Origin of the sequence: uncultured Tenacibaculum sp. (assembly GCF_947494125.1) — a bacterium.
Taxonomy (GTDB): domain Bacteria; phylum Bacteroidota; class Bacteroidia; order Flavobacteriales; family Flavobacteriaceae; genus Polaribacter.
The window spans coordinates 36,733-63,084 of the sequence record NZ_CANLTU010000004.1 but is presented as its reverse complement, the minus strand read 5'-3'; the positions used below and the strand labels follow the sequence as shown (position 1 = coordinate 63,084).

Sequence of the window (26,352 nt, the reverse complement as noted above, 5' to 3'; positions counted from 1 at the left end):
TACAAATCTATTTTTGTGAAAGAACTTAATAAAATACTCAACTATACTTTTCAGTTTAATAAAGAGATAGGTATAAGCGTAAAATCGATTCTAGTGCTTATCATAGTATTAATTTTAGCATCGTTTTTATTAAAGTATTTTAAAAGGTTTGTAAAAAAGAGATTACAAAAAGAAGATAAGAATAAGTTTGATACTGTTTTTTCTTTTGCAAGTTGGTTACTTTATATAGTAATTTTCCTAACTACATTAAATACCTCAGGTGTTAATGTAACTGCAATATTTGCTGCATCTGCAGCTTTATTGATAGGTGTTGGTTTGGCATTGCAAACTTTATTTCAAGACATCATATCAGGTATTTTCATTATCGTAGATCAAAGTGTACATGTAGGAGACATTATTGAAATAGACGGAAAAGTAGGTCGTGTAGAAGAAATAAAACTTAGAACCACCAGAGCGGTTACTATAGATAATAAAGTATTGGTAATACCAAACCATAAATATTTATCGAATAGTTTATATAATTGGACTCAAAATGGAACTACTACTCGGGAGAGTGTTGAAATTGGCGTGGCGTATGGTAGCGATGTACAATTGGTAAAAGAGTTGTTATTAAAAGCAGCGAATGAACATCCAAAAGTATTTCAATATCCAGCACCTTTAGTAGTTTTCGAAAACTTTGGAGATAGTGCACTAGAATTTAAGTTAATTTTTACCTTAAATGATAGTTTTCAGGCATTAATACCACAAAGTGAAATTAGATTTAAAATAGATCAGTTGTTTAGAGAACATAATATTACAATACCGTTTCCACAAAGAGATGTTCATATTATAAGAGAGTAAATCGTGTTGGCGCGGTTATTGTTTATCTTTAAAAAATAAATTTAGAAAAGAATGTCAAAAATATTAATCATAGAGGACGAAGCGGCAATCCGTAGAGTTTTAAAAAAGATCATTTCAGAAGAGAATGATGCATATGAAGTAGAGGAAGCTGAAGATGGTTTGGCTGGAATTGAAATGATTAAGAATAAAGATTATGATTTAGTACTGTGTGATATTAAAATGCCAAAAATGGATGGCGTTGAGGTATTAGAAAAGGCTAAAAAAATAAAACCAGAAACAGCAATGGTAATGATTTCTGGTCACGGAGATTTAGATACCGCAGTAAATACAATGCGATTGGGGGCTTTTGATTATATATCGAAACCACCAGATTTGAATCGTTTATTAAATACGGTTCGTAATGCTTTAGATCGTACAGAATTGGTGGTAGAAAACAAGCGACTTAAGAAGAAAGTAAGTAAAAGCTACGAAATGATTGGTGAGAGTGATGAAATTACTCACATTAAAGATATTATAGAAAAAGTAGCAGCTACCGATGCACGTGTTTTAATTACGGGACCAAATGGAACCGGAAAAGAATTGGTTGCACACTGGTTACATGAAAAATCAGATCGTTCTAAAGCACCAATGATTGAAGTTAACTGTGCTGCAATTCCATCAGAATTAATAGAAAGTGAATTGTTCGGTCATGTAAAAGGATCGTTTACTGGAGCTAATAAAGACAGAGCAGGAAAATTTGAAGCAGCAAATGGCGGAACTATTTTCTTAGATGAAATAGGGGATATGAGTTTGTCTGCACAAGCAAAAGTATTACGAGCATTACAAGAAAACAGAATTTCTAGAGTTGGTTCTGATAAAGACATTAAAGTAAATGTTAGAGTTGTTGCTGCAACGAATAAAGATTTAAAAACAGAAATAGCAGAAGGTCGTTTTCGTGAAGATTTATATCATCGTTTGGCAGTAATTTTAATTAAAGTACCTGCTTTAAACGATAGAAGAGGAGATATTCCTTTATTAGTAAATTTCTTTGCAGATAAGATTTCTAAAGAACAGGGAATGCCAAAAAAAGAATTTTCTAAAGATGCTATAAAGTTATTACAAGAATACGATTGGACTGGTAATATCCGTGAATTAAGAAACGTAGTAGAACGTTTAATTATTTTAGGAGAAAAAACAGTATCTAAAAACGATATAAAGCTTTTTGCAAGTAAGTAAGAAGATATGGAAAAATAAAAAAGGTGATCAGCAGAAATGATCACCTTTTTTTATGTATTTAACAAAGTTCTATTTTAAGTCAAAACGATCAAGGTTCATTACCTTGGTCCAAGCAGCAATAAAGTCATTAATAAATTTATCTTTAGCATCATCGGCAGCATATACTTCAGCAATCGCTCTTAGTTCAGTATTAGAACCAAAAATAAGATCGGCTCTGGTGGCAGAAAACTTCATAGCTCCAGTACTGCGGTCTCTACCAATAAATTCTTTATCGCTAGAAGAAGCAGCTTTCCAAGTATATGAAAAGTCAAGAATGTTGGTAAAGAAATCATTAGAAAGTGTTTCTTTAGTATCAGTGAAAACACCAAAATCAGAACCATCATAATTAGCGCCTAAAACACGTAAACCCCCCACTAAAACAGTCATTTCAGGAATAGAAAGTGTTAATAGATTAGCTTTATCAACTAGTAACTCTTCGGCAGCAACATTTAAATCGTTTTTTATATAATTTCTAAAACCATCGGCTCTTGGCTCTAAATACCCAAAAGAAACCACATCGGTTTGTTCTTGAGAAGCGTCACCTCTACCAGGAGTAAAAGGAACAGCTACTGTACGGCCAGCATTTTTAGACGCAATTTCAATACCTACAGAACCACCTAGTACAATTAAATCGGCCATAGAAACGGTACCGCTAAAATCTTTTTTAATGCCTTCATAAATAGCAAGAACTTTAGCTAATTCAGTAGGATTGTTTACTTCCCAGTCTTTTTGAGGCGCTAAACGAATGCGTCCGCCATTAGCACCACCACGTTTGTCAGAACCTCTAAACGTAGCAGCCGAAGCCCATGCAGTACTAACCATTTGCGAAACAGTTAATCCAGAAACTTCAATATTTGCTTTTAAGTTAGCTACTTCAATATCTGATAACATATTTCCAGCAGGAATTGGATCTTGCCAAATTAATTCTTCTGTAGGAACTTCTGGACCTAAATACAATGCAATAGGTCCCATATCACGGTGTGTTAATTTATACCAAGCTCTAGCAAAAGCTTCTTCAAAGGCTTTATGATCTGTATGAAAACGCTTAGAAATTTCTAAATACGCAGGGTCCATTTTTAAAGCCATGTCGGCAGTAGTCATCATTAAGGCTTGTTTTCCGTTGGCATCACCAGCTTTCGGAGCCATTCGAGCATTCGAAGCAGCAGTTGGTGTCCATTGATGTGCTCCAGCCGGACTTTTAGTGAGCTCCCAATCGTAATTTAAAAGTACATCAAAGTAATCGTGATCCCATTTTGTTGGGTTTGGTGTCCAAGCGCCTTCAATACCACTAGTAATTGCATCGTCTAAAACACCCGTTCCAAAGGTGTTTCTCCAACCGGTACTCATTTCTTCTATTGTAGCTCCAGCAGGTTCAGCACCTACATAGGTATCAGGATTTGCAGCACCGTGTGCTTTCCCAAAGGTATGCCCACCAGCAACTAATGCAACGGTTTCTTCATCATCCATTGCCATACGACCAAACGTTTCTCTAATATCTATACCCGAAGCTAGAGGATCTGGTCTTCCGTTAGGCCCTTCTGGGTTTACGTAGATGAGCCCCATATGTACGGCACCTAAATCGCTTTCAAGGTTCCCGTCTTCATAACGTTCTTCGTTTCCTAACCATTCTGCTTCGCTTCCCCAGTAAATATCTTGTTCTGGTTCCCATACATCCTCACGTCCTCCAGCAAAACCAAAAGTTTTAAAGCCCATAGACTCTAAAGCACAGTTACCTGCAAGAATCATTAAATCTGCCCAAGAAATTTTATTCCCATACTTTTTCTTTACGGGCCATAATAATAAACGCGCTTTATCTAAGTTTCCGTTATCTGGCCAACTATTTAAAGGAGCAAAGCGTTGTGTTCCCGAACTAGCACCTCCACGACCATCTCCAACACGGTAGGTTCCTGCACTATGCCATGCCATTCGTATCATAAGTCCACCATAATGTCCATAGTCAGCAGGCCACCAATCTTGCGAGTCGGTCATTAAGTCAATAACATCTTTTTTAAGCGCTGCATAGTCAATACTATTAAAGGCTTTTGCATAGTCAAAATCGGAATCCATAGGATCCGATTTTGTTGCATTTTGTCGTAGAATATTTAGCTTTAATTCGTTGGGCCACCAGTCTCTATTTCTAGTTCCTCCACCTGCGGTTTCTTTCTGTGTTCCACCCATAAATGGACATTTTGTTACATCTCCAGTTGAGGTATTTGGTTTTTTATCTTCCATAATATATTGTTTTGTAAGTTGTTGCATTCCAAATTTACAATATTTCATTGAATAATTTTTATCTATATTTTTTATTTAATTATAAGTTAATGTTATTCTTGTGTTTCTTGATTGCTATGATTATGCTGTTAACTTATTGATTTTAACAGTATAATATTTGTGTTTTTAAGAGGTTAAAAAGGACTGTTTTTTGTTCTTTTTAGAAACATCGAAAAAACCTATAGTGGAATAAAAAAATAAAGTTGATTTTAGTCTTTTAAACCTTCGATAAAAAAATATCTTTGCGGCTGTAAAAAAAGAATATTAATAATTTAAATAATATAAAATGGCTACATTAGTTGGTAAGAAATTCCCAAATTTAAGCGTTGATGCAATGAACGAAATGGGAGATACTTTTAAAGTAAATGTTTTGGAAGAAGCAGCAAATAATAAGAAAAAAGTTTTATTATTCTGGTACCCAAAAGATTTTACTTTTGTTTGTCCTACTGAATTACATGCTTTTCAAGCTGCTTTAGGTGAGTTTGAAAAAAGAAACACTATGGTAATTGGAGCTTCTTGTGATACTCCTGAAGTACACTTTGCTTGGTTAAACCAATCTAAAGATAATGGAGGAATCGAAGGTGTTAGCTACCCTTTATTAGCAGATAGTAACCGTAACTTATCTTCAATCTTAGGTATTTTAGATATTACGAATGAAGTTTTTGATGAGGCTACTCAAACTGTACAAGTTGAAGGTGATAACGTAACTTATAGAGCTACGTATTTAATTGACGAAGAAGGTACTGTATTTCATGAAGGTGTAAACCACATGCCAGTGGGTCGTAACGTAAACGAATTTTTACGTTTAATTGATGCCTATGCTCACGTACAAGAAAAAGGTGAGGTTTGTCCTGCAAATTGGGAAGAAGGAAAAGAAGCTATGCAACCAAATGCAAAAGCTACTGCTGAGTATTTAGCTGTAAACTAATAACTAATTAAAGAAAGGATTTAAGTTCGTGTGAGATACGTGAAGGGGTCGAGCACGAGCTCCTTTCGGAAACAATATAAACTATGGTACAAGAATTAAGTCAAGATAATTTAACGGAAGTGGTTGCTAACAACCAAAAAGTAGTAGTACAATTTTCGGCTACTTGGTGTGGTAACTGTCGTATTATGAAACCAAAATTTAAGAAGTTATCTTCTGAAAATGAAGACACTACTTTTGTAATTGTTGATGCAGAGAAATTTCCTGAAAGTAGAAAGTTAGCGGATGTAAGTAATTTACCAACGTTTGCAACTTTTGTAGATGGTACATTTGTAAACCAAGTTCAAACGAATAAGTTTGATGTATTGAAAGACTTGGTAAACGAGGTTGTATAATACGTTATTACGAACGTAGTTAAGTAATTTTTTTAAATCTAATAAGCTTGCCAGCTAATACTTATTTGCTTGGCAATGACAAACTAAAAATATGAAACTTCCAGTTATTAAACACTTAACTTCTTTTATTGAAGAAAACGACCAAGATTACGTATTAGAAACGATTGAAACTTTAGAAGCTTTAACCGAAGTTCCTTCTTTGAAAGATGAGGAATTGGATGTTATTGGTGAGTTAATATCGAATATGTACGGTGCTATTGAGGTTGATAAAATGATAAAAGACGGTGCCCCTAAAAAAGAAGCGTTAAATACTTTTATGAAACGTGTTTTAGGATCGATAGATAAATAGTTTAAACCTATACTAAAAAAAATCTCGAGTGTTATACTCGGGATTTTTTTGTTAGTAACGTACTGTTCTATTGGTTATATTTTCATCATATTTTCTAGCGAATTTTTTCAATTTCTCGGAATTAATGTTTCCATCCATATCTAATACTTTGCTTCTAATTATTTGCTTGATAACACGTTTCCAGCCCATTCCATTAAATTGACTTGTTTCTACTTTTATTTCATCTTCAGAAAAAAACATCCTAAAAAAATCATCTCCACGATAATGAGTTGTCCCTTTAGTTACATACATCATATCAATAATTTCATCATCGTTATCAAGAGAATATAAAGTCATTTTAGCTCCTAGACCTTGTCTTTCATACTTCATTATTGCTTTTCCATCAACTAAGACTTTTCCTTTTTTTAATTTAATTTTCTGAGAAAACCCTAGAGCAGTTAATAGCATAGTAAATGCAATGGTTAACACCAATTTCTTGTTCATAGTATTCGTTTTTTTGTTTAATAATTTAGGTAAAGTTACTTATTTTTTGTGTACTAAAAACGAATATGTAGCTGATTTACTAACAATATTCTACGCTAGTTGAATATTGTTAGTAATTGCCAACCTTGTAGTTAATTGGTTAAACTATTCGTATTGTTTTAGCACCTGAAACTCATCATAGGTTAAGAGCCATTCTCCATTTATCTTTTCCCATTTTTCTTGATAAATTTTTCCTTCTCCTATATTCATGCTCCAACGGGCAGCTAGTGTTGCTGTATTTGCTGTTTGTGCGGTAAATATTGGGTTGTTGTAAATAAGATTGTTAGCCCCATCGCTAATTAATTTTTTCCAAAAGCCTTGAATGTCTTTTTTAGTATTTAACGATGCAAAGGGTACGGCATTCATGGTTGCTTTTTCTGAATAGCCATTTCCGCAGATAGCTCCTTTTCCTGTATTAAATCCTTGAATCCAGTTTATAGATGCTTGGATTACTTTTTCTAATACTAAATGACTTGCTATTGGGTTGGTTTTATTTTCTTGTGGTGTTTTAAACTTCTCTAGGACTTGAAAGTTATCGTAGGTTAGTAACCATGTACCTTCTTTTTTTTCCCACTTTTCTTGGTAAATAATTCCTTTTCCTACATTCATACTCCAGTTGGCAGACAAGAATGCTGTGGTTTTGTTAACGACTTCTATTTGTACATTGGTATAAATTAAATTGGTTGCCCCCGATTGTATAAAAGGTGCCCAAAAGCCAGTAATTTCTTTTCTTCCTTTTTTAATACCGAATGGTTGGGCATTTATTACCGCGTTTTGGGTATAGCCATTTACACAAGCAGCTGCATTTCCTTTGTTAAAGTTAGCAATCCATGCCTTACTTGCATCGAGAACTTCTAAGGCAACTTTGTGTTGTGCTGTTGGTGCTGATGTCGAAAATGCTTGTGTGGTTTTGGTATGCTGTCCAAAAGTGATGGCACTTATTCCTAGTAGTAGTGTTAGTATTCCTGCTCTTAAATTTTTCATGGTATTGTGTTTTATATCCAATACAAAGTAAAAGAGAATGCAGGGGTGTTACCTGTGCCTTTTGTCACAAGGAAATTAATTATTTAGTAAAACAATTTCTTTTTGCCCTAAATGGAGTTGTTTGTTTTTTTCTAACTTCTTTAATAAGCGTGAAATAACTTCTCGAGTAGTACCCAACTCTCTAGCCAATTCTTGATGTGATTTTTTTACAATTGCCTTGTCTGCTTTGGATACCAGGTAATCGAATAAGCGATCTTTTAATGGCTGGAATGCTAAGTTTGCATACTGATGGATTAGGTGATTGTAGCTTTCTCTAAATGTTTTGGTGGTGAATGTATTCCACGATTTGTATTTAAAATTCCAGTCTCTAACAAAGCGTACGGGGATGTTTATAATAGTACACTCTTCTTCTACTATGGCATTTACGGTACTTTTACAATCTTCAAAACAAGCAGAAAGCGATAGGGTACAGGCTTCCATAGTATTTAAGTAGTAAATAAGAATCTCTCTGTCTTCATTTTCTTGGTATACGCGTACTTTTCCTTTCAATACAATTTTTAAGACTTTTATGTATTGGTTGTTTTTAATTATGAACTCCCCTTTTTTATGGGTACTTATGGTTGCAATGTTTCGCAATTCGTTTTGAAGAGCTTCTTCAGTGATTCCTAATTGATGTATGAAGTTTGCTATCATCTACTTTTATATACGTATTTATAGGTGTGTTCTATTTAATGTATGGAATGCAAAATTAGATAAAAGTTGCTTTAGTTTTTTGAATATTATTGTATGCTGTTTTGGCTGTACATTCACTGTCATACTTCTGTCGTGTAGCTGTCAGCTCACTGTCTTAGTAGTTTCAGGGCTTATGGAAGGGAACTGCTTATCTTTGCACAAAACAATATTTGATGCCTACAGAAGAATTTAAAAAAGAAACCGTTACCATAAGAGATCTTAAAAAAATGCGATTAGCACGTCATTGGTCACAAGAACAATTAGCAACGATGAGCGGACTGAGTATACGAACCATACAGCGAATTGAAAATGGTGAAAATGCTGGTTTGGAATCTTTAAAAGCATTGGCGGCTGTTTTTGAAACAACTATTACCGATGCTAAGAAAGAAGCTGATCTGACCCAAGTAAAAAAAGAAGCTGCCTATATTGAAAAGGTTAAAGGTTTGTATAAATTGATAGCCATTGCCGTACTTAGTTTGGCACTTCCTATAATACTTGTTATTAACGATGTTGCTAACTTGCCTTTGTTGTTATGGACTTCCCTCTCTTGGATTCTTGTTATAGGAATCTATTCGCTTAACTCTTTTGATTTCTTTGGAGAAGCTTGGAAACATAAATTATTAGAGAAGAAGTTTGGGAAGGAGTAACGGTTTTGTACGAACCGTTAGTTAACGGATAAATATACTTTAATTTTTTAGTTTTAGACGAGCTTTAGCGATCTAGGTTGGATTCAGACGTATTTGAATCCGCCGTAATTGCGGTTATACAATGTTGCCAGTAGTATTTATTATTTAAATCAATCTCTCAATTCTATATTTTTTATATCTGGTTTTCATTAGTCAAAATTTAAACTATAAGTTCTCCGCAATTTGAGCAAATGTTTAAATCTTCATTGTTTTCTTTTCCACAAGATTTACATAATGGATTTGAATCTACTTTAAAAACTTGATTCCATTTACCATCTTCGTACTCATAGTCTGCCCAAACATCCTTAATTAATTCTCCATTATCATAATATACAATTAGTTTGTGCAAATAGAAGTCTGTGTCAGAGAGTTTCTTTGATGCAAAACGAACTTGTTTTTCGATACTGCTTTCAGTTTCTATTTGACTTTTAAATCCACTTTGTTCGTATATACAAATGAAAGGTGAGTTTCCTAACCCTTGCATAGAAGTATCATTACAATTGCACATTACAGAATAGCTATATCTATTTTTGTATTCCGAAATTCGTATAAAAGCTCTTGAGTGGTCAAATAACCTTTTATTTACTCGATATTTGTTTTTTAGACTTTGAATTCTTCCAGTCAACCCAAATCCTAATTTGTAAAATATAGTTTTCAATTTCTATTCTTTATGTTACTCTATATTACTGGAAACGTATTTGTATAAGATTAGTTGCGTGATTTAAGCACTAAAGTTAGCAAATAAATCACAGATAGAAAGTCCGCGAGGACTTTCGTAAATAGGCTAAAACCAGCAATTAATTTTATACCGTGTTAGCTATAGTTTATATTCAGTACCATAAATATCAATGTAGAAAAAATCATTATCCTTTTTCACTAAAGAAATATTTTCATTGAAAGAAAATTTTTGATCATAAATAGGTTCAGTAATTTTTTCTCCTGAAATATTTTTTAATCCCCACTTGTTATTTTTTTCGTACAAAATTGTATTTTCACTGTTTAAGATTATTGGGGGAGTATTAAATTCTTCTGATTTCCTGTCGATAATAATTGCCTTATTGTTTTTTACGGCAAAATGATATTCATTTGTAGAGCGTAAAAGTATGAACCTATCATAGTCAAGGGTCTTTATATATTTACCATTATAATTATATAAATCATAGGTTTTATTTTTGCTATTTTTGATATAAATTAATTTAAATTCATGACCACAATTATAAATTTCCACATATTTTTCTTGTTCAATATTTAATAAGACTTTTCCTTTTAAGTTAATAATACCATAGGTGTGTTTTTTTCTAAAGCATAATCTTTTACTGGATATTTCAGATAGATAAGAAAAAGTTTCACTAATAGTTTTTTCTTTTTTTAGATCATAAAGAACATAACCATTTTTGGTTTTTCTAATCTGCATACGTTCATTAATTTGCTTTTTAACAAATGGTTGGTTCTTATTATATAATTTTAGGCTATTAAGTGATTCAAAAACGGTATCTCTTTTTGAATCATAAAAAATATAATTATCATTAATCTTAATTTTTACTATTCCCTGATTGTATCTATTAATTTTACTTTTAGTCCCTGGAAATAATTCTTTCCCGTTTAAATCAAGAAGATAATAATATTGATTTTTTTTAGCAATGCAATAAGTTTCATTATTGTACCCATTTATTTCTTGATATATAGAACTCGTTTTAAATCCCTTTTCTGTAATCAAATATTCACCTAAGCTATCTTTTACATATAATAAATTAGTTTTTTTTATTCTAAAAATGTCATTGTACTTTTCATTGAATTTTGATATGAATTCTCCTTTTTCATAAATCCTAGTACTAATTGATTTCTTGATATTTTCATAGACTAAATAGTTAGATATTTTCATGCCTTTTTTGTCAATATGAAACCATCCAATAGAGTCTTTGGCTAATGTTGTATTAGAATTGTTGTAAAATGGATATGCAAATTCAAACTGAGGATTAATTTTTATTTCTGATTTTTCATTTGAGTAACCAAATAGGTTGCCTGCTTTAAAAGGTATAAGTTTATTTGATTCTTGTCCAAATGTTGTTAAAGAGTAAAGTAATATAAACGGAATGAGTGTTTTTAACATTGTAGTTAAGTTTTCGATAATTATAGCTAACTTGTTTGCATAAAAATAGTTGCGGTTTTGTGTGCGAGGATTTTCCGAAGGAAAATCAGACGTAACAAAAATGCAACTACCTTTGGTTAAATACTAATGTAGTAATTATTTTTATACGTTGTGGTATGTAGTTATTTAGATTCTCTCCAGTATTCATCTTTCCAGTTTTTATAAATACTATTTTTAATTCCTTCTTCGTTTTCTACGAAAGTCATATTTTTTATGAAAGAGAATATATCTGGTTCAATCAATTCAACCTCTGAATCATATTCGTAATATATTTTATCCATATTTGAAGAGTTAATTCCGACTAAAATTCCGCCTCCGTGTGAGTGATTTCCAATAGGCATAACTTTATTTTCAATCCAAGAATCAGAGTTTTCATAATTTTCTAATGATTGTTCAATTGGCATAAAATCTTCAAATAAGGTATCAGTTCCATTGGACTTTTTATAAATATAGTAAGAAAGAGTCTTCAGTTCATTATTTGTAGAATCGATTACTATTTCCCCTGTTATTTGCTTAAAATTATTAATAAATGAGCGGTATATTGGCGGAATTTTTATTCCAAACTTATTTTCAAGTTTATTTAAATCAATTGGTTCATTTCTAAACTCTAAGCAATTTCCAAATTTAGGTTTACCTATCATTTATAATATATTCTGTTTAATTACATACAACGGTCTCGTATAAGAGCAGTAGCGGATTTGTTCTAACTGCTTTTCGAATTACAATATAATTTAATTAAATGAAAAAGCGGTTCAAGTTTGCACTTAAACCGCTATTGCTTTTATACAATGTTGTAAGGCGTTTTTCTATTCACTAATATATCCTTCTAATTTTGAAAACGCTTTTTCACGATATGGTAATAATTTTTTATAATCATTACTTTCAAATACTTCATTTAATGAATCCATATTTTCAAACTCCATTATTGATACTAAACTTGGTTTGTAATCTCCAATTAAAGGTTTTGTGATTTTAAATTTATTTACTGATTTTGCATTTACTTTTTTATAAAGGGTACCTACCTTTTCAAGGTAATAAGATAGTTCTTCCTTTCCATTTGGATTCAATGTTGCTACTATTGTTAAATTTACTTTGGCCATAACTTCTGTTTTTATTGTTTAACTATTTTCATATACCCATTTCTCTATTAGATAATTAGAGATGGAATCTTTTTTTGATATTATAAGTGTGTTGTCTTTTACCATTTCAATGATTTGATTTGCAGAGAACCATTTTGCTTCTTTTATTTCTATATTATCTATTTTAAAATCTTTATTCTTTGCTTTTGCCGAAAATCCTAACATCATAGAGGATGGGAACGTCCAAGGTTGAGAAGCAATATATTTAATGTTGCTTACGGTTACATTTACTTCCTCTTTCATTTCTCTTACTACAGTATCTTCAAGACTTTCTCCAATTTCTGAAAATCCTGAAAAAAGAGAGCACATATAGCCATTCTCCTTTTTATGCATATTAAGTAAGCATAACGGAGGAGAATTTTCTTGCTTATATTCTATCAATACGATTACAGCAGGATTAATTCTTGGGAAATGAAGAGAATTACAACGATTATTTGAGCATTTTCTTCTATGTCCTTTTTCTTCTGTAATTGTTTTTGAACCACAATTATTACAATATTGATGCGTGCTATTCCAATGTACTATTCCTTTACCATATGCAAGTAACGAAGCTTCTTTTTCATTTATTAAATGAAAGCAATCACGTAAACAACATAAAATTGAATTGTTTAAGAAATTAGAAATTATAGACTGTTCTATTTCAGATAAGTCGATACACCAAACCTCTTTATTATTTATTATTCCTAAAAAATATTTTTTTTCAGATAGAGAAGCCAACTCTATTGGAATATTCATTATTATTTTGTTAATATTTAAAGACTTTGTGATAAAAAATTGGTCTTTAAAAACTGGAATAATAGATATTTCTGATGGTTTAGTATCAATTTCTCGTAATTCAACTGCTCTGTTGAAACTCTTATTACTATAAAACTGTATTCTATTCATTAGATTCAAATTCTTTTGCCCAATCTCTTGCCCAAGACTCTAAAGGCTTGAGTAGTAAGAAAATTTCTCTTCCTTTATCAGTAAGCGTATATCCATCAACCGTTCTTGCAATTAAAAAAGATTGGGTTAGTTCTTTTAACCTTTTATTTAATGTTGTAGGCGATATAGATTCGCATCTATCTTGAAGCACACGAAAGGTACAAGAGCCTTCATGTAGTCTCCAAATAATTCCCATTGACCAACTTCTTCCTAATAGGTCAAAAAGAGCCATTAAATGATTTCCTGATTTTGAACCTCTTACTGGTTTTCCTGGTGTAGGTAATGACATAATAATATTTTTGCTACATTTTGAGTAGCAAAGCTACATAAAATGTAGCAAGTAGAAAAATAATCCCGAATATTTATAAAATTCCCCGTTAATTAGTAGATGTAATTTTGAATTTAGATGAGTTTTCGAAATGACTTACAACTTGTTTATATACGGAACTTTATTCCTTTTATTTACCCATTCTGGTTGGCTATGCGGAACTTTTAGTTCTTAATAGCCTGCTTATTTAACAACTACGGGTATCCGTTAAGAATGTATAACTTCGTATTGTATTTAAAAATAAAAGGAATAGGGGACTATTGCTTTCACAATTTTTGCGAGTTCAATGTACTAAAAAATATTCTTTTTTAGTAAACTAATAATTGATTATTCCTCGTTCATTAGTTTCTGATATTTCCATTTTTCCACTTTTTTAATTCGCAGTATTCTATTTTCAAGTTCATAATTGTATGAACACCTAGATTTATTAAAACCAATCCAGTTAGGAAAATGTTTTTTTGCTATTTCATAAATCTTTTTGTCAAAACTAAGAGAACGCATAACCCCAACGTTATTATCTGGTCCAACAATCAATTTCATCCTATGGTTGAGAACATATTTAAAAGCATCTTGTAAATGATGATTTCTAAGTTCCCATAAACCCTCATCTTCCCAAGTAAATGCGCCAGATAGATACTCGTATTCCATTTTTGGATTCATCATTTTTGACGCTGTAGGTAAAGATTCCTTATTTTTTAAGAAAGTTATCCAAATCCACGTTTTTAAAATCAAATCCTTTATCATTGAAAAGTATTTTATTATAAACTTTAACGTGTTTGTGTATGGTTAGTTGCGTGAGCAACTAAGATAGCAAAAGGAGAGTAAACTGAGGGAAATTCGGAGAATTTTCTGATTGGCAGGTAGAAACTCGAGCAATTAATTATACACGTTGTTGCCAGTAGTATTTTTCCACTATACTATTTCCGTTGGCTCTGTCTCCGTGTTCATTACTAAATATTCATCAAAGTCAAAAGTCACTTTTCTAGTTATATTATCGAAAGTTTTAAAATCCACTTTATTGACTTTATTAATTCTCAAACTTCTTAACGGGTTCGTAGAAATTTCTGATTTAGGATGATACATAAAAAGACAATAATCTTTTGATAACGGAAGGTAAATCTCAGCTTCTATTGGTATTAACCATTCTTCGTGGCCTTGTTTGTCTATATGAACTGGACTATCAGTAGTAAGCCAACCATTTCCATCACATTCTTTAAGAATTACTTTCTCAAAATTCCGAAAGATGTGTACAAAGTGATTCATTACTGTACCTAAAGCAACATTAAGCTGATATTCCGACTTGAAAACTTGTAACACTTTTTCTGTATGTTCTTTGTCCTCTGAGAATAATGTAATTTCATTAATGAATTTTTCTCTAATAGAATCATCTTTGAGAAATTCATTTATAAAAAACCTTGTTGGATTAGTTCTACAGAGAAGGTTTGCAACAAAATGATTTAGATAATCACTATCCTTTTCAATTAGTTTCTTCTGATACTTTATGTTTTTTATAATTGTATTATAGCGATTTTCAATTTTATTGAATAAGTTTTCATAGTGTCGTCTTGATTCCATATCCTTAAATGGTAAATCAAACACATTTATTTCTTTAGTGAAATCTGAGATTCGAACATTTTCAGTTTTTCGACTACCTATCTTTAGAATTGAAAGCCACCACTCGTCATTTTTTTTGTAACCAAATTCTTTTAAGTATACTTGAGGAACTTTATGTTGACCTTGAAATTCAGGTTCGATTTTCATACTTATTATTCCGTATTTTGGTTCTCTTTCTTTTTTATTATTCCACGTTGATACTTTTCAACCATCTTTGTTTTGTATGAAGCATAATCTCGTTTATGTAAATTTCTTTTATTTTGTTCAATTAGTCTGTAGTTTTTGTCGAAATCTCTATCAAATGTCGCTTCAGAGATTATTAAATCGTGAATTAAAAAAGATAATCCTGTTAATAATTTTCTTTTCAATTGAAGGTTAACAATGTTTTCTTGTCTTAGTTGTCCAGTTAAATGCGTGTTAGCATTTTTTAAGTCATTTGTAAATGCATACTTCCATTGTCCGTGTGCAATTCTATTTCTAAGTTCAATTGAAGGAAGTAAATCACTCTCAATCAGATGGTAGATTTCTAAATATCTATTTTTTGGTGTAAATGGTAATTGAGAAACAAAATCCGTTATTGGATTAATATTATAAGCTTTGCAAACAGCAATTTTTAAAGCATTTTTCCATTTATCTGCTAAAGTTCCAGAGTTGATAATTATGCCTATTTCGCTTGATGTAAAAGCATTGTTTTCATAAGTCAATTTCAGTATTCTTACTTCTGACCAACAAGTAACTAGATAAGATAATATCTTGGTATATTTATAAACCTTGCTTTCTTGTTCGATAGAAATATATCTTCGTAAATCACTTTCGACTAATTTAATAGCTCCTTCGATTTCTCTTAAATTTTCGCAATGTTTTGAATACATAATTATTGATTTAGTGACTTCGACTGCCAGAGAAAACCTTAATTTGCTCTGGCAGTCGGGAATCGAACCCAACTAGACTTCCAATTCGGTAGAGTAAATCTACCTAGTTGACTGTGTTTCCATTACACTATCACCCTAAAGTTTGTCTATTAGTCACTTTTTTTTCATATTACTGGCAACGGTTCGGCTATGGTTAGTACGGGAATTAAAAGTAGTAAACTTTCGATTAAGCACTTAGCCAAAACTTTTTATTTTGTTTTATCTTTTTTGTTATAAAGCCAAATCAAAAAGATTTGGCGGACTTAGTTAAAAGCTCTAAACTTTGGTTAAGCACGAAACCCGTATTAACTATAGCCATTGTTGTGCTTTCGTACTTTATTCATAGTACGTTGTTTTCTTAATAATTTTCTTTATTTCCAATTTTGACACCTTTTTCTTTGTTTTAGCAATTGTATTTTCCTCTATTATAGACGTTTTATTGAATACGTTTTTTAACTTGTCATTTAACCATTCAATGTTCCATATTTGAACTGAATTATCTGTCAATTTTTTGCAGAGAGGTTCTGAATATATTTCCGCTTTATTGATTTTCAAATTTAGTCTTTGAAACCATACCATCATAAATGAAGAGTTAGGCACTTCTTTGAATTTGTTTCTAATCTTATCCGCTAATAAAAGCTTCTCTTTTTCATCTTTAATTTTGCTTAAAAAAATACTCAAAATTGCGATACAAGTTGGAACAACTCTTGGATTCCTTAAAGCAATTTCAGTCACGAGGCTAATTAAGGTTTCTAAATTGTAATCGTTTTTCTTTGACTTTTCAAGTACTATTAAGAAATCACGCATTTGAGTTTCTATTGTTCCAGAGTTTGGGAATTTCTCAGAAAGAAGATAAAGTTGTATTAACCACTTTTGCTTACTTCCAGTAATAATTTGGTTACTTATCCAATACCTTTTGTCAGGTTTTAGAGAACTTTTAATAATATCGTCAGACGCAATCGTTTTATCAGCATTTAATTTAAGTCCAATATTTGATAAAATTTCCGAGAGTTCTTTGGCAATTTGTTCTGCTAAAAAAGAATTATATGTAAATATTCTATAATCATCTCTAAATCTTAATATTTTATAATCTGAAATGCTTTTTGAGTCTAATTTTTCAGTCAAAAGTAGGTCAACATAGCCTAAAACTATTTCGGCAATAAAATCCATTAAAACGCTTCCTTGAGGAATTCCGTTTGTTTGTCCATAACTCATATCTTGTAAATGATTGTCAATTGCATTTCCAAGTAATGAATTCTTTCTGTTCTTTTTTGCTTTGGCTTTTGTGTGAATTGCCCAAGGAATTGAATGTGTATAAATTGAACTATAACAATCCGCTATATCTGTATGAAGAACATATTTAAAGTCTAAAGTTAGTGCAAGTGATTTTTGTTCAATCATTTTCCACCAATTCAATATTTGAGCGGTCTTGTTGGTTTTTGTTTTAGATTCGGAAATTGCTGGTAAACTATGACATTCAATTTTATCATTTTTTTGAAAAATGGCAAACCTATCTTTTAAAATTTCCCAATTAGATTCTTTTGTAATCGAGTTTACTAAAGAAACATAAATTGCTGGATTTATTAATTGAAAAGGTCTCCAAGCAAACTTCCCATCTTTATTCGATAGTAACTTGTAATTAACATCCTCTAAATCTCGTGGACTTTTATCTCTAAAATCAGAAATATTTTTCCCATTAAGATTCTTGTCAATTTTGTCAAGTAATTCTTGAAATGAAAAATACTCTGGCAAACTGATGTTACTATAACTTTCTCTTTTTAAAAGTAAATTTTTAGCTTCTTCATTTGTCAGTTTTAAAATGTTTTTCATTTATGTTACTTGGTTTTTTGTATGAAGCACAACTTGTTTATATGCGGAACTTTATTCCTTTTATTCACCCATTTTGGTTGGCTATGCGGAACTTTTAGTTCTTAATAGTCTGCTTTATTTAACAGCTATTTAGTGCTAAAGTAAGTACAACCTATAGCATTCTTTTATGGGTATCCGTTAAGAATGTATAACTTCGTATTGTATTTAAAAATAAAAGGAATAGGGGACTATTGCTTTCACAATTTTTGCGAGTTAAATGTACTAATTTTATGTTAGTACTACAAAAGAGTTAGGTACTTAAGTTTGTGTTTTTATCTTTATGTTATTCACTCGTACGAGTGAGTAACAGTCACACGCTCGGGTGAGTATCTTTCACAGGTACGAGTGAGTAAAATTCACTCGCTCGAGTGAGTAATCGTCACAAGCTAAGGTGAATTTTTTTAAGATTGTGTGTTGTTTTTTAGAAGACTTATAAACTATAAATTATTTTGCTTCTAATGAAAGAAACATTTTCATTAGAAGCAAAATAATATTTTCATTAGAGTGAAACTTTTACTTTGCTTAGGGTAAAAATAAAATTTTCATTAGAAGCAAAATATTATAAAGATTTGATGTATTCTAATTTCTTAGTTAGTTCTTGCTGAGGTTATTTTGTTTTTACATTAGGTAAACTAATTGCATTAACTTTATTTATTAAGTCAGCTTTAATTTCTTTAACACTATCGAAGAACTTTGCTTCTTCTTCTTTATTTGTAATATAACCTCTGTGTGAATATGAATATAAAACTAAATAATTACCAGATTTACTTTTTTGATTTTGATAACGATAAATATTCCACTCATAAATACTCTTTCCATCAGTAAGAATAAAATCAAGTAGCACTTCATTCTTTTCTTTATTTTCAATTTTTTGATACTTTACAATTGGATTCTTTTTTTTCCAATTTTCTAGTTCCATAATTTTCACTTCAGCCGCTTGATTCCCTGAAATTTCACCTTCAATAGCTTCAACCATTATCATTTTTTTGAATTTAGGGAATTTATCGTCTTTTCTTAAATATTCTTGTTTGTAGTAATTCTCAGAAGGATGAGAGCTCCACTTAAGCTCGAAGCTTTCTTTATTAAATTCAATGTTTTTTCCAACCGATAAAAAATCAATTGGGTCAGTATTTAATTTGCTTGCAGAAATGCATAAAAGACTTAAAAGTCCAATTGTAATAATTTGATATACCTTTTTCATATTTGACAATGTTTTAATATACCTCATGGTTAAGAGGTGTATTCATTAGTTTTTAGTCTAGTTTCTTGAAAAAATAATTAAATGAAAGTGAGAAGTAACTGTTTTTAGTATTGTTAAGAATATTGCTTAATCCAAAAGTTCTTCCAATTTTAATTGCAAATTTTTCACTGGTATTTATTCCAAGTCCAACTATAAAGCCAAAGTCGGTCTTTTTAACTTTATTAAGCAGAGAAAGACTATTTGAGTCCATAGTATTATGTTTAATACTTGTTCTATAATTAATACTTAAACCACTTTCAAGAAAGAAAGTTCTATTTAGCACGTAGTTAATTTTTAAAGGAATATTTATAACACTTGATGAAAAGTCAATTGCATTAATATTATTACCATACACATCTAAAATTCCTGGTTTTTTTATAGAATAATCATAAAAAGGAATAAAACTTATATCTGCATTTAAAGACCATTTATCATTTAATTTAGTTTCTGTTATAAAACCAATTGATCCACCTCCAAGTTGCCAGATTCCTGATGAATCATTAAAATTGACTTTAGAGTTTATTCCAAATCTAGTTTGAGAAAATGAATTTACTATTATAAATAGTAGTACTACCGTAGTTAAGGTCTTTTTCATGTTTTAAAATTTTCATAGTTTTTTTGAGCTTTCGAAAGTACTATAAAAAAGGATTAAACAATAAGGAACCCTAGTAAAAGTTAAGTAGAGGATAATAAGCTATAAAAAGTTGTTTTCAACTCAAAGATACTAGTACTACTATAAGTATCACTCACTAATTAAGGCAAGTGATACTAAGATTGTATGGTTACTGTCTTATTCAGCAACTTTAGTGTTTTTCAAAAACGCATCAAAAGTAATTTTACTTTCACCAGTTAAATACTTTTCAGCTAATAAAACAATAGCATCGGGTCCTTTATTTACCCATTTTACAAGGTTTTCATCATTTCCTTTTGCTTCTATGGCAAGCCATACTGCAACTGGTAAGGCTCCCCATTTTCTTTTCATAGAACCTCTAGATAGGTTTGCATGTAACGCGTTTTCTTCTTCTTTTGTAAGATTTGAGTTTGTTACTACTTTACTAATTCTTTCAGCAAATATTGGATATAAATTTTGGAAAGTTTTTTCTGAGGTAGCTGATAAAGAATCTCCTACAGGAAACCATTTAGAGGACATTGAACGATACATTCCAAAGCCTTCCGTTACACATTCCCATAAAATCTGATCTTTGAAACTCTTAATTTCTAGGTTATTTTTTATTGCCCATTGTTTGTGTAATAAATGTGTAAACTCATGTGCAAATATGCGATCAATTCTATTGTCATTTACGGGTTTTGTTGCTGAACCATATTCTCTATGGAATGCATTTACATCGAGACAAATAGTTTTGCTATTAGGTGTAAAAGCATCGTCTCCTCCTTGATAACCTAAAAGAACGGTAATGGTGTCGTTCAGTTTAATATTCTGGAAAGGTACTTTTATAGAGTCTCTAATTGCATTCCATTTATTTGCTTTTGATTGAATTAAGTTAATCCACTCTTGTTCTTCCTTCGTTATTTCTTTCACTACGCTCGATAGCGAATCTAATACTGCACTACTTTTTCTCTTTGTGAGCGCCTCTTTCCATTCGTTTGAAATCTTGTTAGCAGTAATACCTACTTTAACTTTTACTACTCGAGCATCTTTAGTTTTATGAATAGATGTCTCTTTTTTTATTGGATTGGTTTCTTTTTTAGTTGTTGAATTACAACTCACTAATAAAATAGCAGTGAGGCTAAGTGCATAAATACTTAAGTTTTTCATTGGGGATAATTTGTTGTGTTTAGTATGGGGAAAATACATTTAATTTATGACCAATTATTTAACCTAAGTTAATAAAGTATAATACGGAGTATTTATCAAGTAACCTTTGTTATCTTTTTCGAATAAAGGTATTTTGAACAACTTTATTTGAATATACTTTAGATTCGGAGCATTCAAAATCTAACATCTTTGGAAGCTCGGCAAATAAAGGAAATCCTCCTCCTAATAACTTTGGAATAGTAGTAATAGTTATACTATCAATTAAATCTTCTTTTAAAAAGCTTTGTATGGTTTTTCCGCCATCAATATATAAATTGTTATGCCCGTTTTTATGAATTTGTGCGAGTACTTCTGTTAATGTTCCCTTTACTAAAAAGACTTTGTCTTTTAATTCTCCTGGAACTTCTTTTAGTTTATTGCTTAATACATACACTGGTTTTTTATAAGGCCAATCTATATCAAATCCATACACAGTTTCAAAAGTTGTTCTACCCATAACTAGTGCATCTATCTGAGCTGTAAAATTACCATAGCCCATATCTGAATTCTCTGGATTTGGAATAGCGTGTAGCCATTCTATTCCGCCGTTTTTGTCTGCTATATATCCATCTAAACTAGTTGCTATAAATACTTTGTTGTTTGTTTTCATAATTAAACGTTTACTTATTTGTTTGCAAAATTATTTTAAATAGACTTCTTGAAATTGTATAAAATTTACCTTTCAATGGTATTGGTGAATTCTTTAGGCGTACTGCCGTAATACTTTTTAAATGATTTAATAAAATGTGATTGATCGTAAAAGCCAGCAGCCAAGCCAATTTCTGTTAGCTTCTCTGAAGTTCTGTTTTTAAGTAAATGAATGGCTGTATTTACTTTCTTTAACTTTATATACTCGCTTGGTGTTAGTATATAATGTTTTTTAAATTTTTGAATAAAGCTCTTTTGTGAAATAGCTATTGAATGGTTAAAGTTTTTTAAGGCTCCGTTTTCTAGTGTTTTTGATGCGATGTATCTTTCAAATTGAATAAGGTCTGAATCTAATTGTGTTTGCCCAAGCAATTTTACTAAATAGGTTTCTACAAGTTTAAAATTTGCTGTTTTTGGAGCAAATAAGTGCTCGTATAGTATTTCCGAAACTGCATTCATTAATGAAGTATCGAATTTAGTAAGTAGCATTCCATAGCAAAAAGGTTTCAAAATTAATCCAACGCACCCATAGCTACCAGAAACGGTAGTTTGGAATGGTGTTGTTTTTAAGCCTGAGATAATTTGATGGTATCCTTTGTTAGATGTAGTTTCAATATTTTGTCCATCAACTTCGAAACGATCTCCATAATTAAAAATGAGCTCTGTAAACAGTGCCGCATGATGACTAGATTTCAAGTCCAAATTAGCTGCTTTTCCTAGCCATATTGTATCAATAAACTGGTTAAGTGGAGCACTTGGACGGTATGTTTTTTCTAGAATCAATACGTAAGAATAATTTTGTTTTTCTATAGAGACCTTTGTCTTAGTTTAAACAACTATAAATTTATCAATTATATTTTGTTTCTGTAGTTAAGGACTTATTTTTTGATTTTTTTTTCATTCCAAATAAAAAGCGCACGATGTTGTAAGGTTTAATAAACAAATGATAGATTAGTAAAGTGATAAAAAAACATACAATTAGCAAAAAAGCTAGTTTTAATGAAACTTCATCTTTAGTGCCCACTATATAATACGCTATAATAACAATTACTGTTTGATGTAAGATGTAAAAAGGATACACGGCTGTATTCATATAACTAAGTAAACGACTTCCTGTATTTAAGTACTTTTTCCCATAGCCTAAACTTGCGAGTACCCACATCCAGGAATTAAAGTTTACCAAACTAATAAAGAAATACGTTTGTGGTTTTTCTATCCAATTATCCCATAAATCAAAAGGTTCCCATCCATTCCATCGTAGTGTATTTAGTAGTAAGATTGCTATAAAGGCGAGACTTAAAAATAAACGTCGCTTTATTTTTAACAGTTCCATAATATGTTGAAATCTGAAGAATAATAAACCAGCAATTATAAAGAAGATAAAAAATGAATGTCTAGCGATATCGTTTATTAAATTGTAAGTTGTTTTATAATGAACAGATAAAAAGGTGTAGGGGAGTATGGCTATGCATACAAAAAGGAAAATTGAAGTTGGTTTCTTAAAAAAAGCTTCCAACGTTTGTGTAAATTTATTTTTCTTTTGCAATATAGTATACAATGGAATTGATACTATATTATAACAAAACAAATAAGGGATAAACCATAAATGCAACCAATGAAAGCTTCCGTTTGGCCACCATTTAAACTCTAAAAATGATTTGTAAAATTCGAAGTAGCTTTGGTTAACTCCGTTTAATTTTTGTTCAAAATATAGTTGAGGTGCTACTAGAATAAATGTCCATATAATTGTTGGAATTAATAATCGTAGTATTCGTTGAAATGTAAATTCTTTCCAATTAAATCGTTTTAGAAGAATGTAAGAAATATGTCCAGAAACAAAGAAGAGCAAGGGCATTCTAAAAGAGGCCATCCAATAGTTAATTTCTAAAAGGACATTACTGGTTTGTGTATTTTTTATATGCCAATCCCATTCTGCAACAAACACCATAAAAACATGGTACATAAACATCATTAAAATGGCTAGAACTCTTAATGAGTCTATATAATATAATCTCGCTGTTTTCATTTTAAAATTTTCAGCGAAAGTAAGTTTATACCTATTGGTAATACAGTTTATGTGACGAATGACAAGCTTTTGTGATAAGAAACATGATTTGTTATTCCCGTTTCATATAGCTGTTGAATTTTTGAATCTTATTTCTAGAAACAGGTACTTTATAGTTGCCAATATGAAGTTGGTATCCTTGGGCATTTCCTTCAATTTTTTCAATATAATTACAATTTACTAGATAAGAACGATGCGTTTTAAGGATGTTTGGATGTGCTTGTAAAAGAGTTTCTAAATTCTTTAAGGTAGTTCGTATTAATTTTTTAGTTGGATTTTGTGCGTTTAGGTATACTTCTGTATAATTACCTTCAGCTTTTGCGAATAAAAATTGGTTATTATTAAACTCGAAATCGTTAACTTTTATATTGTTCGTTTTTGGATACTCTGTAGTAAGTTTATCTCCGATAGCATTATTTAATAGTGTAGCTCGATTGCCATGTTTTGTATTTAATCGATTAAAGTTTAATGGAATTAAAATAAGAACAAATAGCGTACCGACTAAAAATGTATTTCTTATTTCTTCATACAAATATTGCAAAGACCAATTGTTTGGATTGTCGTAAATAAGATCTCTAATTAGAAATTGTACTAAACCAACCATTAGAAAGAAACTAAAAATTAAGAACGCTTCTTTAACCACATTCCATTTTTCTTCTAATTTCCATATACTTCCAATTATAAATAAGAACGAAAGAATAATAACTGGTGTTAACGAATGAATTAGTGTTATCCAAAAATAATTCATTTTGTGTTCCGTGTATTCTACATTAAATGGCTCGAAAGCATAATTAAATAAGAAGGTCATTAAAAAGAATAACAATAGTATTATTTTTAAACTTTTACCTTGGTAATAAAAAGGATAAGGTTGTAATAAATATGTACGGATACTATTTTTCAAAGTATAGAATTAGTAGGGTGGTTAACTATTTTTATAGTGAAAGACATTTGACTAAAAGTTGAATTATTAATTAAGATTTGTTCTAAGCTTTCTCTTGAAATTCAGGACAGTCTAGTCGTATCTCTGAATTTAATAATTCTTTATTCAATAAATTACAATAATGCGAATCTTGGTTTTTTTGATAAAACTTACAACCATAACAAGTTCGTTGTACACTTAAGATTCCATTTTTATTTAATTTATAAATCAGGGTACTTAATGTACCGAATAAACTTTCTAGTTCTGTTTGATTAAATCCGTCTATTTGTTGTTTTAAAGGATTAGAAAAGTCATAAACTTGACTCACAATTTTTGTTCCTTTTTCTGATAAGTTTATATAATAACTTCTACTATCGGAAGAAGAGAAGTCTTTTATAATCATTCCTTTTTTATCTAAAACTTTAATGGCATCACTTACGGTTGGTTTAGTAATATTAAACTCCTTAGCCAAGTGGCTAACGTTGCACAAGTTTTGTTTATGAAAAGTAATAAAAATAAGTATTTGAATTTGTATTGGACTTAAACCAACGAGTTTGGCTTTTTCCCACAGTAAGATTTTAAATACTTCGGAAACACGTTCTAAACCAGCAACGATCTTACTCGAAATATTCTTTTCTTGCTCTTTTGGATTGAAATTACTTTTGTTCATTAAAATAGCCTGTCGAGATTTGTTCGACAGGCAAAGTTAGTAATCCTAATTAGATTAATTACAATTTTCCATTTCTATAATTGTATACATGTCTTTTTCTATTGCTGTAATCATAGCTTCAGAGGCTTGCTCTATGTGACAAAGACGACACTCGTTTGTTGTTAGTTGATTTGTTTTAAAAGGTTTCGTTTTTAAATAATCCATCCCATACTTAAATATAGTCTGCTCATTTGTTATATGACTGGGCACCAAAATATCAAAATGCATTGTGTGTCCATCTTCTCTTTCTACGTAGGTATCCCAAACTGCTACTTTCATAATTTTACTTTTTTACTTTATAAGGTAATGATAAATTTCCACTAGCTACACTAAACACTTCGTACACTCCTAACATAGGTAAGTTTTTATTACTTGTATTTACTTTCATAAATGCGGTTACTCCATCATAGTTAAAATTTGTTTGGTTGTTCATTCGATAATTAGGAACCACCACTTTTATGGTATTCCTTTTTGTGGTAATTGGATATCCTGGTGAGTCCATGTACATTGGCATTCCTGGATTGGTAGGGGGTAGTACAACTGTTTTATCAGCTTTTTTAAATTGTTTAACAGACAAGCCTCCAGCAACTCTTTCATCTTTATGTAGAATTACCCAATGTGGATGCCAAATAACACCATCGTTATTATAAATTCGATCATTATTTTCATCCCAAAGTGGAGTGTCATCAAAATCGGGATGTGAGGTTAGGGCTAGAGCTACTATACCATCCGTTTGATTAAAGCCAACATCAGTAGGTTTTAAACTTGTAGGAAATACATATCCTAAAACAGGTGCCCCGTCTAATTGGCCTGCCTTAGTGGGTACTGTTTTTCCTGCTGTTCCGTCTACACTTATTTCCCAAACTGTAACGCCTAAATCAGGTTTCTGAGTAACTTGAACCTTGTTAATTTTAAAGTCATCGTTTTTATATTTACTTTCTTGCGCACATGATATGCTTGCACTTAAAAGTATTGTTGCTGTTAGTATTGATATAATTGATTTCATTTGATTTGTTTTTAAAAGTTAGGACACTACTTTAGATTAGGAATCCTAACTTTATTG

Annotated in this window: 30 protein-coding genes; 6 read left to right on the top strand and 24 right to left on the bottom strand. The window is 30.8% G+C overall.

All coding sequences use genetic code 11. The features are described 5' to 3' along the window. Positions 1–15: 15 nt before the first annotated feature. Together Q0881_RS08800 and Q0881_RS08795 are read left to right on the top strand one after the other, a co-directional pair. Entirely contained in the window at positions 16–840 is an 825-nt protein-coding gene (locus Q0881_RS08800) for a mechanosensitive ion channel domain-containing protein (RefSeq protein WP_366139561.1), read from the top strand. A 51-nt stretch (positions 841–891) separates the two neighbouring features. Then, a complete protein-coding gene (locus tag Q0881_RS08795) occupies positions 892–2,055 on the top strand; it encodes a sigma-54 dependent transcriptional regulator (RefSeq protein WP_299159094.1) in 1,164 nt (387 codons plus the stop codon). Between the two features lie 69 nt (positions 2,056–2,124). On the opposite strand, the gene katG is transcribed toward Q0881_RS08795, so the two are convergent. Further along, positions 2,125–4,326 (bottom strand): catalase/peroxidase HPI, encoded by a 2,202-nt coding sequence (katG, locus tag Q0881_RS08790; RefSeq protein ID WP_299159518.1) that lies wholly within the window; start codon positions 4,324–4,326, stop codon positions 2,125–2,127. A gap of 325 nt (positions 4,327–4,651) precedes the next feature. Here katG and Q0881_RS08785 point away from each other — a divergent pair, with 325 nt between their 5' ends. The 3 genes from Q0881_RS08785 (at position 4,652) to Q0881_RS08775 (ending at position 6,034) form a co-directional block, all read left to right on the top strand. Beyond that, positions 4,652–5,293: a peroxiredoxin gene (locus tag Q0881_RS08785; protein WP_299159091.1), complete on the top strand. Its 642-nt coding sequence runs from the start codon at positions 4,652–4,654 to the stop codon at positions 5,291–5,293. A gap of 83 nt (positions 5,294–5,376) precedes the next feature. After that, positions 5,377–5,685 carry a thioredoxin family protein gene (locus Q0881_RS08780; RefSeq protein ID WP_299159088.1) on the top strand — a complete coding sequence of 103 codons (309 nt, stop codon included), beginning with the start codon at positions 5,377–5,379 and terminating at the stop codon, positions 5,683–5,685. Positions 5,686–5,776: 91 nt separating this feature from the next. Continuing rightward, positions 5,777–6,034 (top strand): hypothetical protein, encoded by a 258-nt coding sequence (locus tag Q0881_RS08775; protein ID WP_299159085.1) that lies wholly within the window; start codon positions 5,777–5,779, stop codon positions 6,032–6,034. A gap of 51 nt (positions 6,035–6,085) precedes the next feature. On the opposite strand, the gene Q0881_RS08770 is transcribed toward Q0881_RS08775, so the two are convergent. The 3 genes from Q0881_RS08770 to Q0881_RS08760 form a co-directional block, all read right to left on the bottom strand. After that, positions 6,086–6,517: a hypothetical protein gene (locus Q0881_RS08770; RefSeq protein ID WP_299159083.1), complete on the bottom strand. Its 432-nt coding sequence runs from the start codon at positions 6,515–6,517 to the stop codon at positions 6,086–6,088. 144 nt (positions 6,518–6,661) lie between these two features. Further along, complete coding sequence (locus Q0881_RS08765) at positions 6,662–7,540, bottom strand: hypothetical protein (RefSeq protein WP_299159081.1); 879 nt, start codon at positions 7,538–7,540, stop codon at positions 6,662–6,664. A 75-nt stretch (positions 7,541–7,615) separates the two neighbouring features. Then, positions 7,616–8,233 (bottom strand): Crp/Fnr family transcriptional regulator, encoded by a 618-nt coding sequence (locus tag Q0881_RS08760; protein WP_299159079.1) that lies wholly within the window; start codon positions 8,231–8,233, stop codon positions 7,616–7,618. A 212-nt stretch (positions 8,234–8,445) separates the two neighbouring features. Here Q0881_RS08760 and Q0881_RS08755 point away from each other — a divergent pair, with 212 nt between their 5' ends. Continuing rightward, on the top strand, positions 8,446–8,919 hold the full coding sequence (locus Q0881_RS08755; RefSeq protein ID WP_299159077.1) for a helix-turn-helix transcriptional regulator: 474 nt from the start codon (positions 8,446–8,448) through the stop codon (positions 8,917–8,919). 199 nt (positions 8,920–9,118) lie between these two features. Here Q0881_RS08755 and Q0881_RS08750 read toward each other — a convergent pair whose 3' ends face one another. The 20 genes from Q0881_RS08750 to Q0881_RS08655 form a co-directional block, all read right to left on the bottom strand. Next, a complete protein-coding gene (locus tag Q0881_RS08750; protein ID WP_299159074.1) occupies positions 9,119–9,616 on the bottom strand; it encodes a hypothetical protein in 498 nt (165 codons plus the stop codon). 159 nt (positions 9,617–9,775) lie between these two features. After that, entirely contained in the window at positions 9,776–11,068 is a 1,293-nt protein-coding gene (locus Q0881_RS08745) for a WG repeat-containing protein (protein ID WP_299159072.1), read from the bottom strand. 161 nt (positions 11,069–11,229) lie between these two features. Next, the gene (locus Q0881_RS08740; protein WP_299159070.1) at positions 11,230–11,748 is read right to left on the bottom strand and encodes an SMI1/KNR4 family protein; all 519 of its coding nucleotides are present in this window, start codon (positions 11,746–11,748) and stop codon (positions 11,230–11,232) included. 165 nt (positions 11,749–11,913) lie between these two features. Then, entirely contained in the window at positions 11,914–12,207 is a 294-nt protein-coding gene (locus Q0881_RS08735; RefSeq protein WP_299159068.1) for a DUF1330 domain-containing protein, read from the bottom strand. Positions 12,208–12,225: 18 nt separating this feature from the next. Continuing rightward, positions 12,226–13,131 carry an NAD(+) diphosphatase gene (nudC, locus tag Q0881_RS08730; RefSeq protein ID WP_299159065.1) on the bottom strand — a complete coding sequence of 302 codons (906 nt, stop codon included), beginning with the start codon at positions 13,129–13,131 and terminating at the stop codon, positions 12,226–12,228. Then, the gene (locus Q0881_RS08725) at positions 13,124–13,459 is read right to left on the bottom strand and encodes a helix-turn-helix domain-containing protein (protein WP_299159062.1); all 336 of its coding nucleotides are present in this window, start codon (positions 13,457–13,459) and stop codon (positions 13,124–13,126) included. The genes nudC and Q0881_RS08725 overlap by 8 nt, the downstream gene beginning before the upstream one ends. 366 nt (positions 13,460–13,825) lie before the next feature. Then, entirely contained in the window at positions 13,826–14,242 is a 417-nt protein-coding gene (locus Q0881_RS08720) for a hypothetical protein (RefSeq protein ID WP_299159059.1), read from the bottom strand. A 168-nt stretch (positions 14,243–14,410) separates the two neighbouring features. Continuing rightward, positions 14,411–15,259 carry a DUF4238 domain-containing protein gene (locus tag Q0881_RS08715; protein ID WP_299159056.1) on the bottom strand — a complete coding sequence of 283 codons (849 nt, stop codon included), beginning with the start codon at positions 15,257–15,259 and terminating at the stop codon, positions 14,411–14,413. A 5-nt stretch (positions 15,260–15,264) separates the two neighbouring features. Then, a complete protein-coding gene (locus Q0881_RS08710) occupies positions 15,265–15,984 on the bottom strand; it encodes a hypothetical protein (protein ID WP_299159053.1) in 720 nt (239 codons plus the stop codon). 375 nt (positions 15,985–16,359) lie between these two features. Continuing rightward, positions 16,360–17,853 (bottom strand): RNA-directed DNA polymerase, encoded by a 1,494-nt coding sequence (locus Q0881_RS08705; RefSeq protein WP_299159050.1) that lies wholly within the window; start codon positions 17,851–17,853, stop codon positions 16,360–16,362. A gap of 646 nt (positions 17,854–18,499) precedes the next feature. Further along, entirely contained in the window at positions 18,500–19,093 is a 594-nt protein-coding gene (locus tag Q0881_RS08700; protein ID WP_299159047.1) for a hypothetical protein, read from the bottom strand. A gap of 52 nt (positions 19,094–19,145) precedes the next feature. Next, positions 19,146–19,727, bottom strand: coding sequence for an outer membrane beta-barrel protein (locus Q0881_RS08695; RefSeq protein WP_299159045.1), 582 nt, complete (start codon positions 19,725–19,727; stop codon positions 19,146–19,148). Between the two features lie 195 nt (positions 19,728–19,922). Continuing rightward, positions 19,923–20,909 carry a DUF5700 domain-containing putative Zn-dependent protease gene (locus Q0881_RS08690; protein WP_299159043.1) on the bottom strand — a complete coding sequence of 329 codons (987 nt, stop codon included), beginning with the start codon at positions 20,907–20,909 and terminating at the stop codon, positions 19,923–19,925. A gap of 109 nt (positions 20,910–21,018) precedes the next feature. Then, a complete protein-coding gene (locus Q0881_RS08685) occupies positions 21,019–21,558 on the bottom strand; it encodes a dihydrofolate reductase family protein (protein ID WP_299159040.1) in 540 nt (179 codons plus the stop codon). Positions 21,559–21,623: 65 nt separating this feature from the next. Then, positions 21,624–22,379 carry a helix-turn-helix domain-containing protein gene (locus Q0881_RS08680; protein ID WP_299159038.1) on the bottom strand — a complete coding sequence of 252 codons (756 nt, stop codon included), beginning with the start codon at positions 22,377–22,379 and terminating at the stop codon, positions 21,624–21,626. 64 nt (positions 22,380–22,443) lie between these two features. Further along, a complete protein-coding gene (locus Q0881_RS08675) occupies positions 22,444–23,622 on the bottom strand; it encodes an acyltransferase family protein (RefSeq protein WP_299159036.1) in 1,179 nt (392 codons plus the stop codon). Positions 23,623–23,713: 91 nt separating this feature from the next. After that, positions 23,714–24,562, bottom strand: a complete 849-nt coding sequence (locus tag Q0881_RS08670; protein WP_299159034.1) for a LytTR family DNA-binding domain-containing protein — start codon at positions 24,560–24,562, stop codon at positions 23,714–23,716. An 82-nt stretch (positions 24,563–24,644) separates the two neighbouring features. Next, positions 24,645–25,250 carry a MarR family winged helix-turn-helix transcriptional regulator gene (locus tag Q0881_RS08665; protein ID WP_299159032.1) on the bottom strand — a complete coding sequence of 202 codons (606 nt, stop codon included), beginning with the start codon at positions 25,248–25,250 and terminating at the stop codon, positions 24,645–24,647. Between the two features lie 54 nt (positions 25,251–25,304). Continuing rightward, entirely contained in the window at positions 25,305–25,568 is a 264-nt protein-coding gene (locus tag Q0881_RS08660) for a DUF2024 family protein (RefSeq protein WP_299159029.1), read from the bottom strand. A gap of 4 nt (positions 25,569–25,572) precedes the next feature. Next, positions 25,573–26,295, bottom strand: coding sequence for a hypothetical protein (locus Q0881_RS08655; RefSeq protein WP_299159026.1), 723 nt, complete (start codon positions 26,293–26,295; stop codon positions 25,573–25,575). Between the last annotated feature and the right edge of the window lie 57 nt (positions 26,296–26,352).

Bases quoted from the DNA above. Each gene is read 5' to 3' on its own strand.
- Q0881_RS08795 (WP_299159094.1), top strand. From the start codon at position 892: ATGTCAAAAATATTAATCATAGAGGACGAAGCGGCAATCCGTAGAGTT.
- katG (WP_299159518.1), bottom strand. From the start codon at position 4,326: ATGGAAGATAAAAAACCAAATACCTCAACTGGAGATGTAACAAAATGT.
- Q0881_RS08785 (WP_299159091.1), top strand. From the start codon at position 4,652: ATGGCTACATTAGTTGGTAAGAAATTCCCAAATTTAAGCGTTGATGCA.
- Q0881_RS08780 (WP_299159088.1), top strand. From the start codon at position 5,377: ATGGTACAAGAATTAAGTCAAGATAATTTAACGGAAGTGGTTGCTAAC.
- Q0881_RS08775 (WP_299159085.1), top strand. From the start codon at position 5,777: ATGAAACTTCCAGTTATTAAACACTTAACTTCTTTTATTGAAGAAAAC.
- Q0881_RS08770 (WP_299159083.1), bottom strand. From the start codon at position 6,517: ATGAACAAGAAATTGGTGTTAACCATTGCATTTACTATGCTATTAACT.
- Q0881_RS08765 (WP_299159081.1), bottom strand. From the start codon at position 7,540: ATGAAAAATTTAAGAGCAGGAATACTAACACTACTACTAGGAATAAGT.
- Q0881_RS08760 (WP_299159079.1), bottom strand. From the start codon at position 8,233: ATGATAGCAAACTTCATACATCAATTAGGAATCACTGAAGAAGCTCTT.
- Q0881_RS08755 (WP_299159077.1), top strand. From the start codon at position 8,446: ATGCCTACAGAAGAATTTAAAAAAGAAACCGTTACCATAAGAGATCTT.
- Q0881_RS08745 (WP_299159072.1), bottom strand. From the start codon at position 11,068: ATGTTAAAAACACTCATTCCGTTTATATTACTTTACTCTTTAACAACA.
- Q0881_RS08740 (WP_299159070.1), bottom strand. From the start codon at position 11,748: ATGATAGGTAAACCTAAATTTGGAAATTGCTTAGAGTTTAGAAATGAA.
- Q0881_RS08735 (WP_299159068.1), bottom strand. From the start codon at position 12,207: ATGGCCAAAGTAAATTTAACAATAGTAGCAACATTGAATCCAAATGGA.
- nudC (WP_299159065.1), bottom strand. From the start codon at position 13,131: ATGAATAGAATACAGTTTTATAGTAATAAGAGTTTCAACAGAGCAGTT.
- Q0881_RS08725 (WP_299159062.1), bottom strand. From the start codon at position 13,459: ATGTCATTACCTACACCAGGAAAACCAGTAAGAGGTTCAAAATCAGGA.
- Q0881_RS08720 (WP_299159059.1), bottom strand. From the start codon at position 14,242: ATGATAAAGGATTTGATTTTAAAAACGTGGATTTGGATAACTTTCTTA.
- Q0881_RS08715 (WP_299159056.1), bottom strand. From the start codon at position 15,259: ATGAAAATCGAACCTGAATTTCAAGGTCAACATAAAGTTCCTCAAGTA.
- Q0881_RS08710 (WP_299159053.1), bottom strand. From the start codon at position 15,984: ATGTATTCAAAACATTGCGAAAATTTAAGAGAAATCGAAGGAGCTATT.
- Q0881_RS08705 (WP_299159050.1), bottom strand. From the start codon at position 17,853: ATGAAAAACATTTTAAAACTGACAAATGAAGAAGCTAAAAATTTACTT.
- Q0881_RS08700 (WP_299159047.1), bottom strand. From the start codon at position 19,093: ATGAAAAAGGTATATCAAATTATTACAATTGGACTTTTAAGTCTTTTA.
- Q0881_RS08695 (WP_299159045.1), bottom strand. From the start codon at position 19,727: ATGAAAAAGACCTTAACTACGGTAGTACTACTATTTATAATAGTAAAT.
- Q0881_RS08690 (WP_299159043.1), bottom strand. From the start codon at position 20,909: ATGAAAAACTTAAGTATTTATGCACTTAGCCTCACTGCTATTTTATTA.
- Q0881_RS08685 (WP_299159040.1), bottom strand. From the start codon at position 21,558: ATGAAAACAAACAACAAAGTATTTATAGCAACTAGTTTAGATGGATAT.
- Q0881_RS08675 (WP_299159036.1), bottom strand. From the start codon at position 23,622: ATGAAAACAGCGAGATTATATTATATAGACTCATTAAGAGTTCTAGCC.
- Q0881_RS08665 (WP_299159032.1), bottom strand. From the start codon at position 25,250: ATGAACAAAAGTAATTTCAATCCAAAAGAGCAAGAAAAGAATATTTCG.
- Q0881_RS08660 (WP_299159029.1), bottom strand. From the start codon at position 25,568: ATGAAAGTAGCAGTTTGGGATACCTACGTAGAAAGAGAAGATGGACAC.
- Q0881_RS08655 (WP_299159026.1), bottom strand. From the start codon at position 26,295: ATGAAATCAATTATATCAATACTAACAGCAACAATACTTTTAAGTGCA.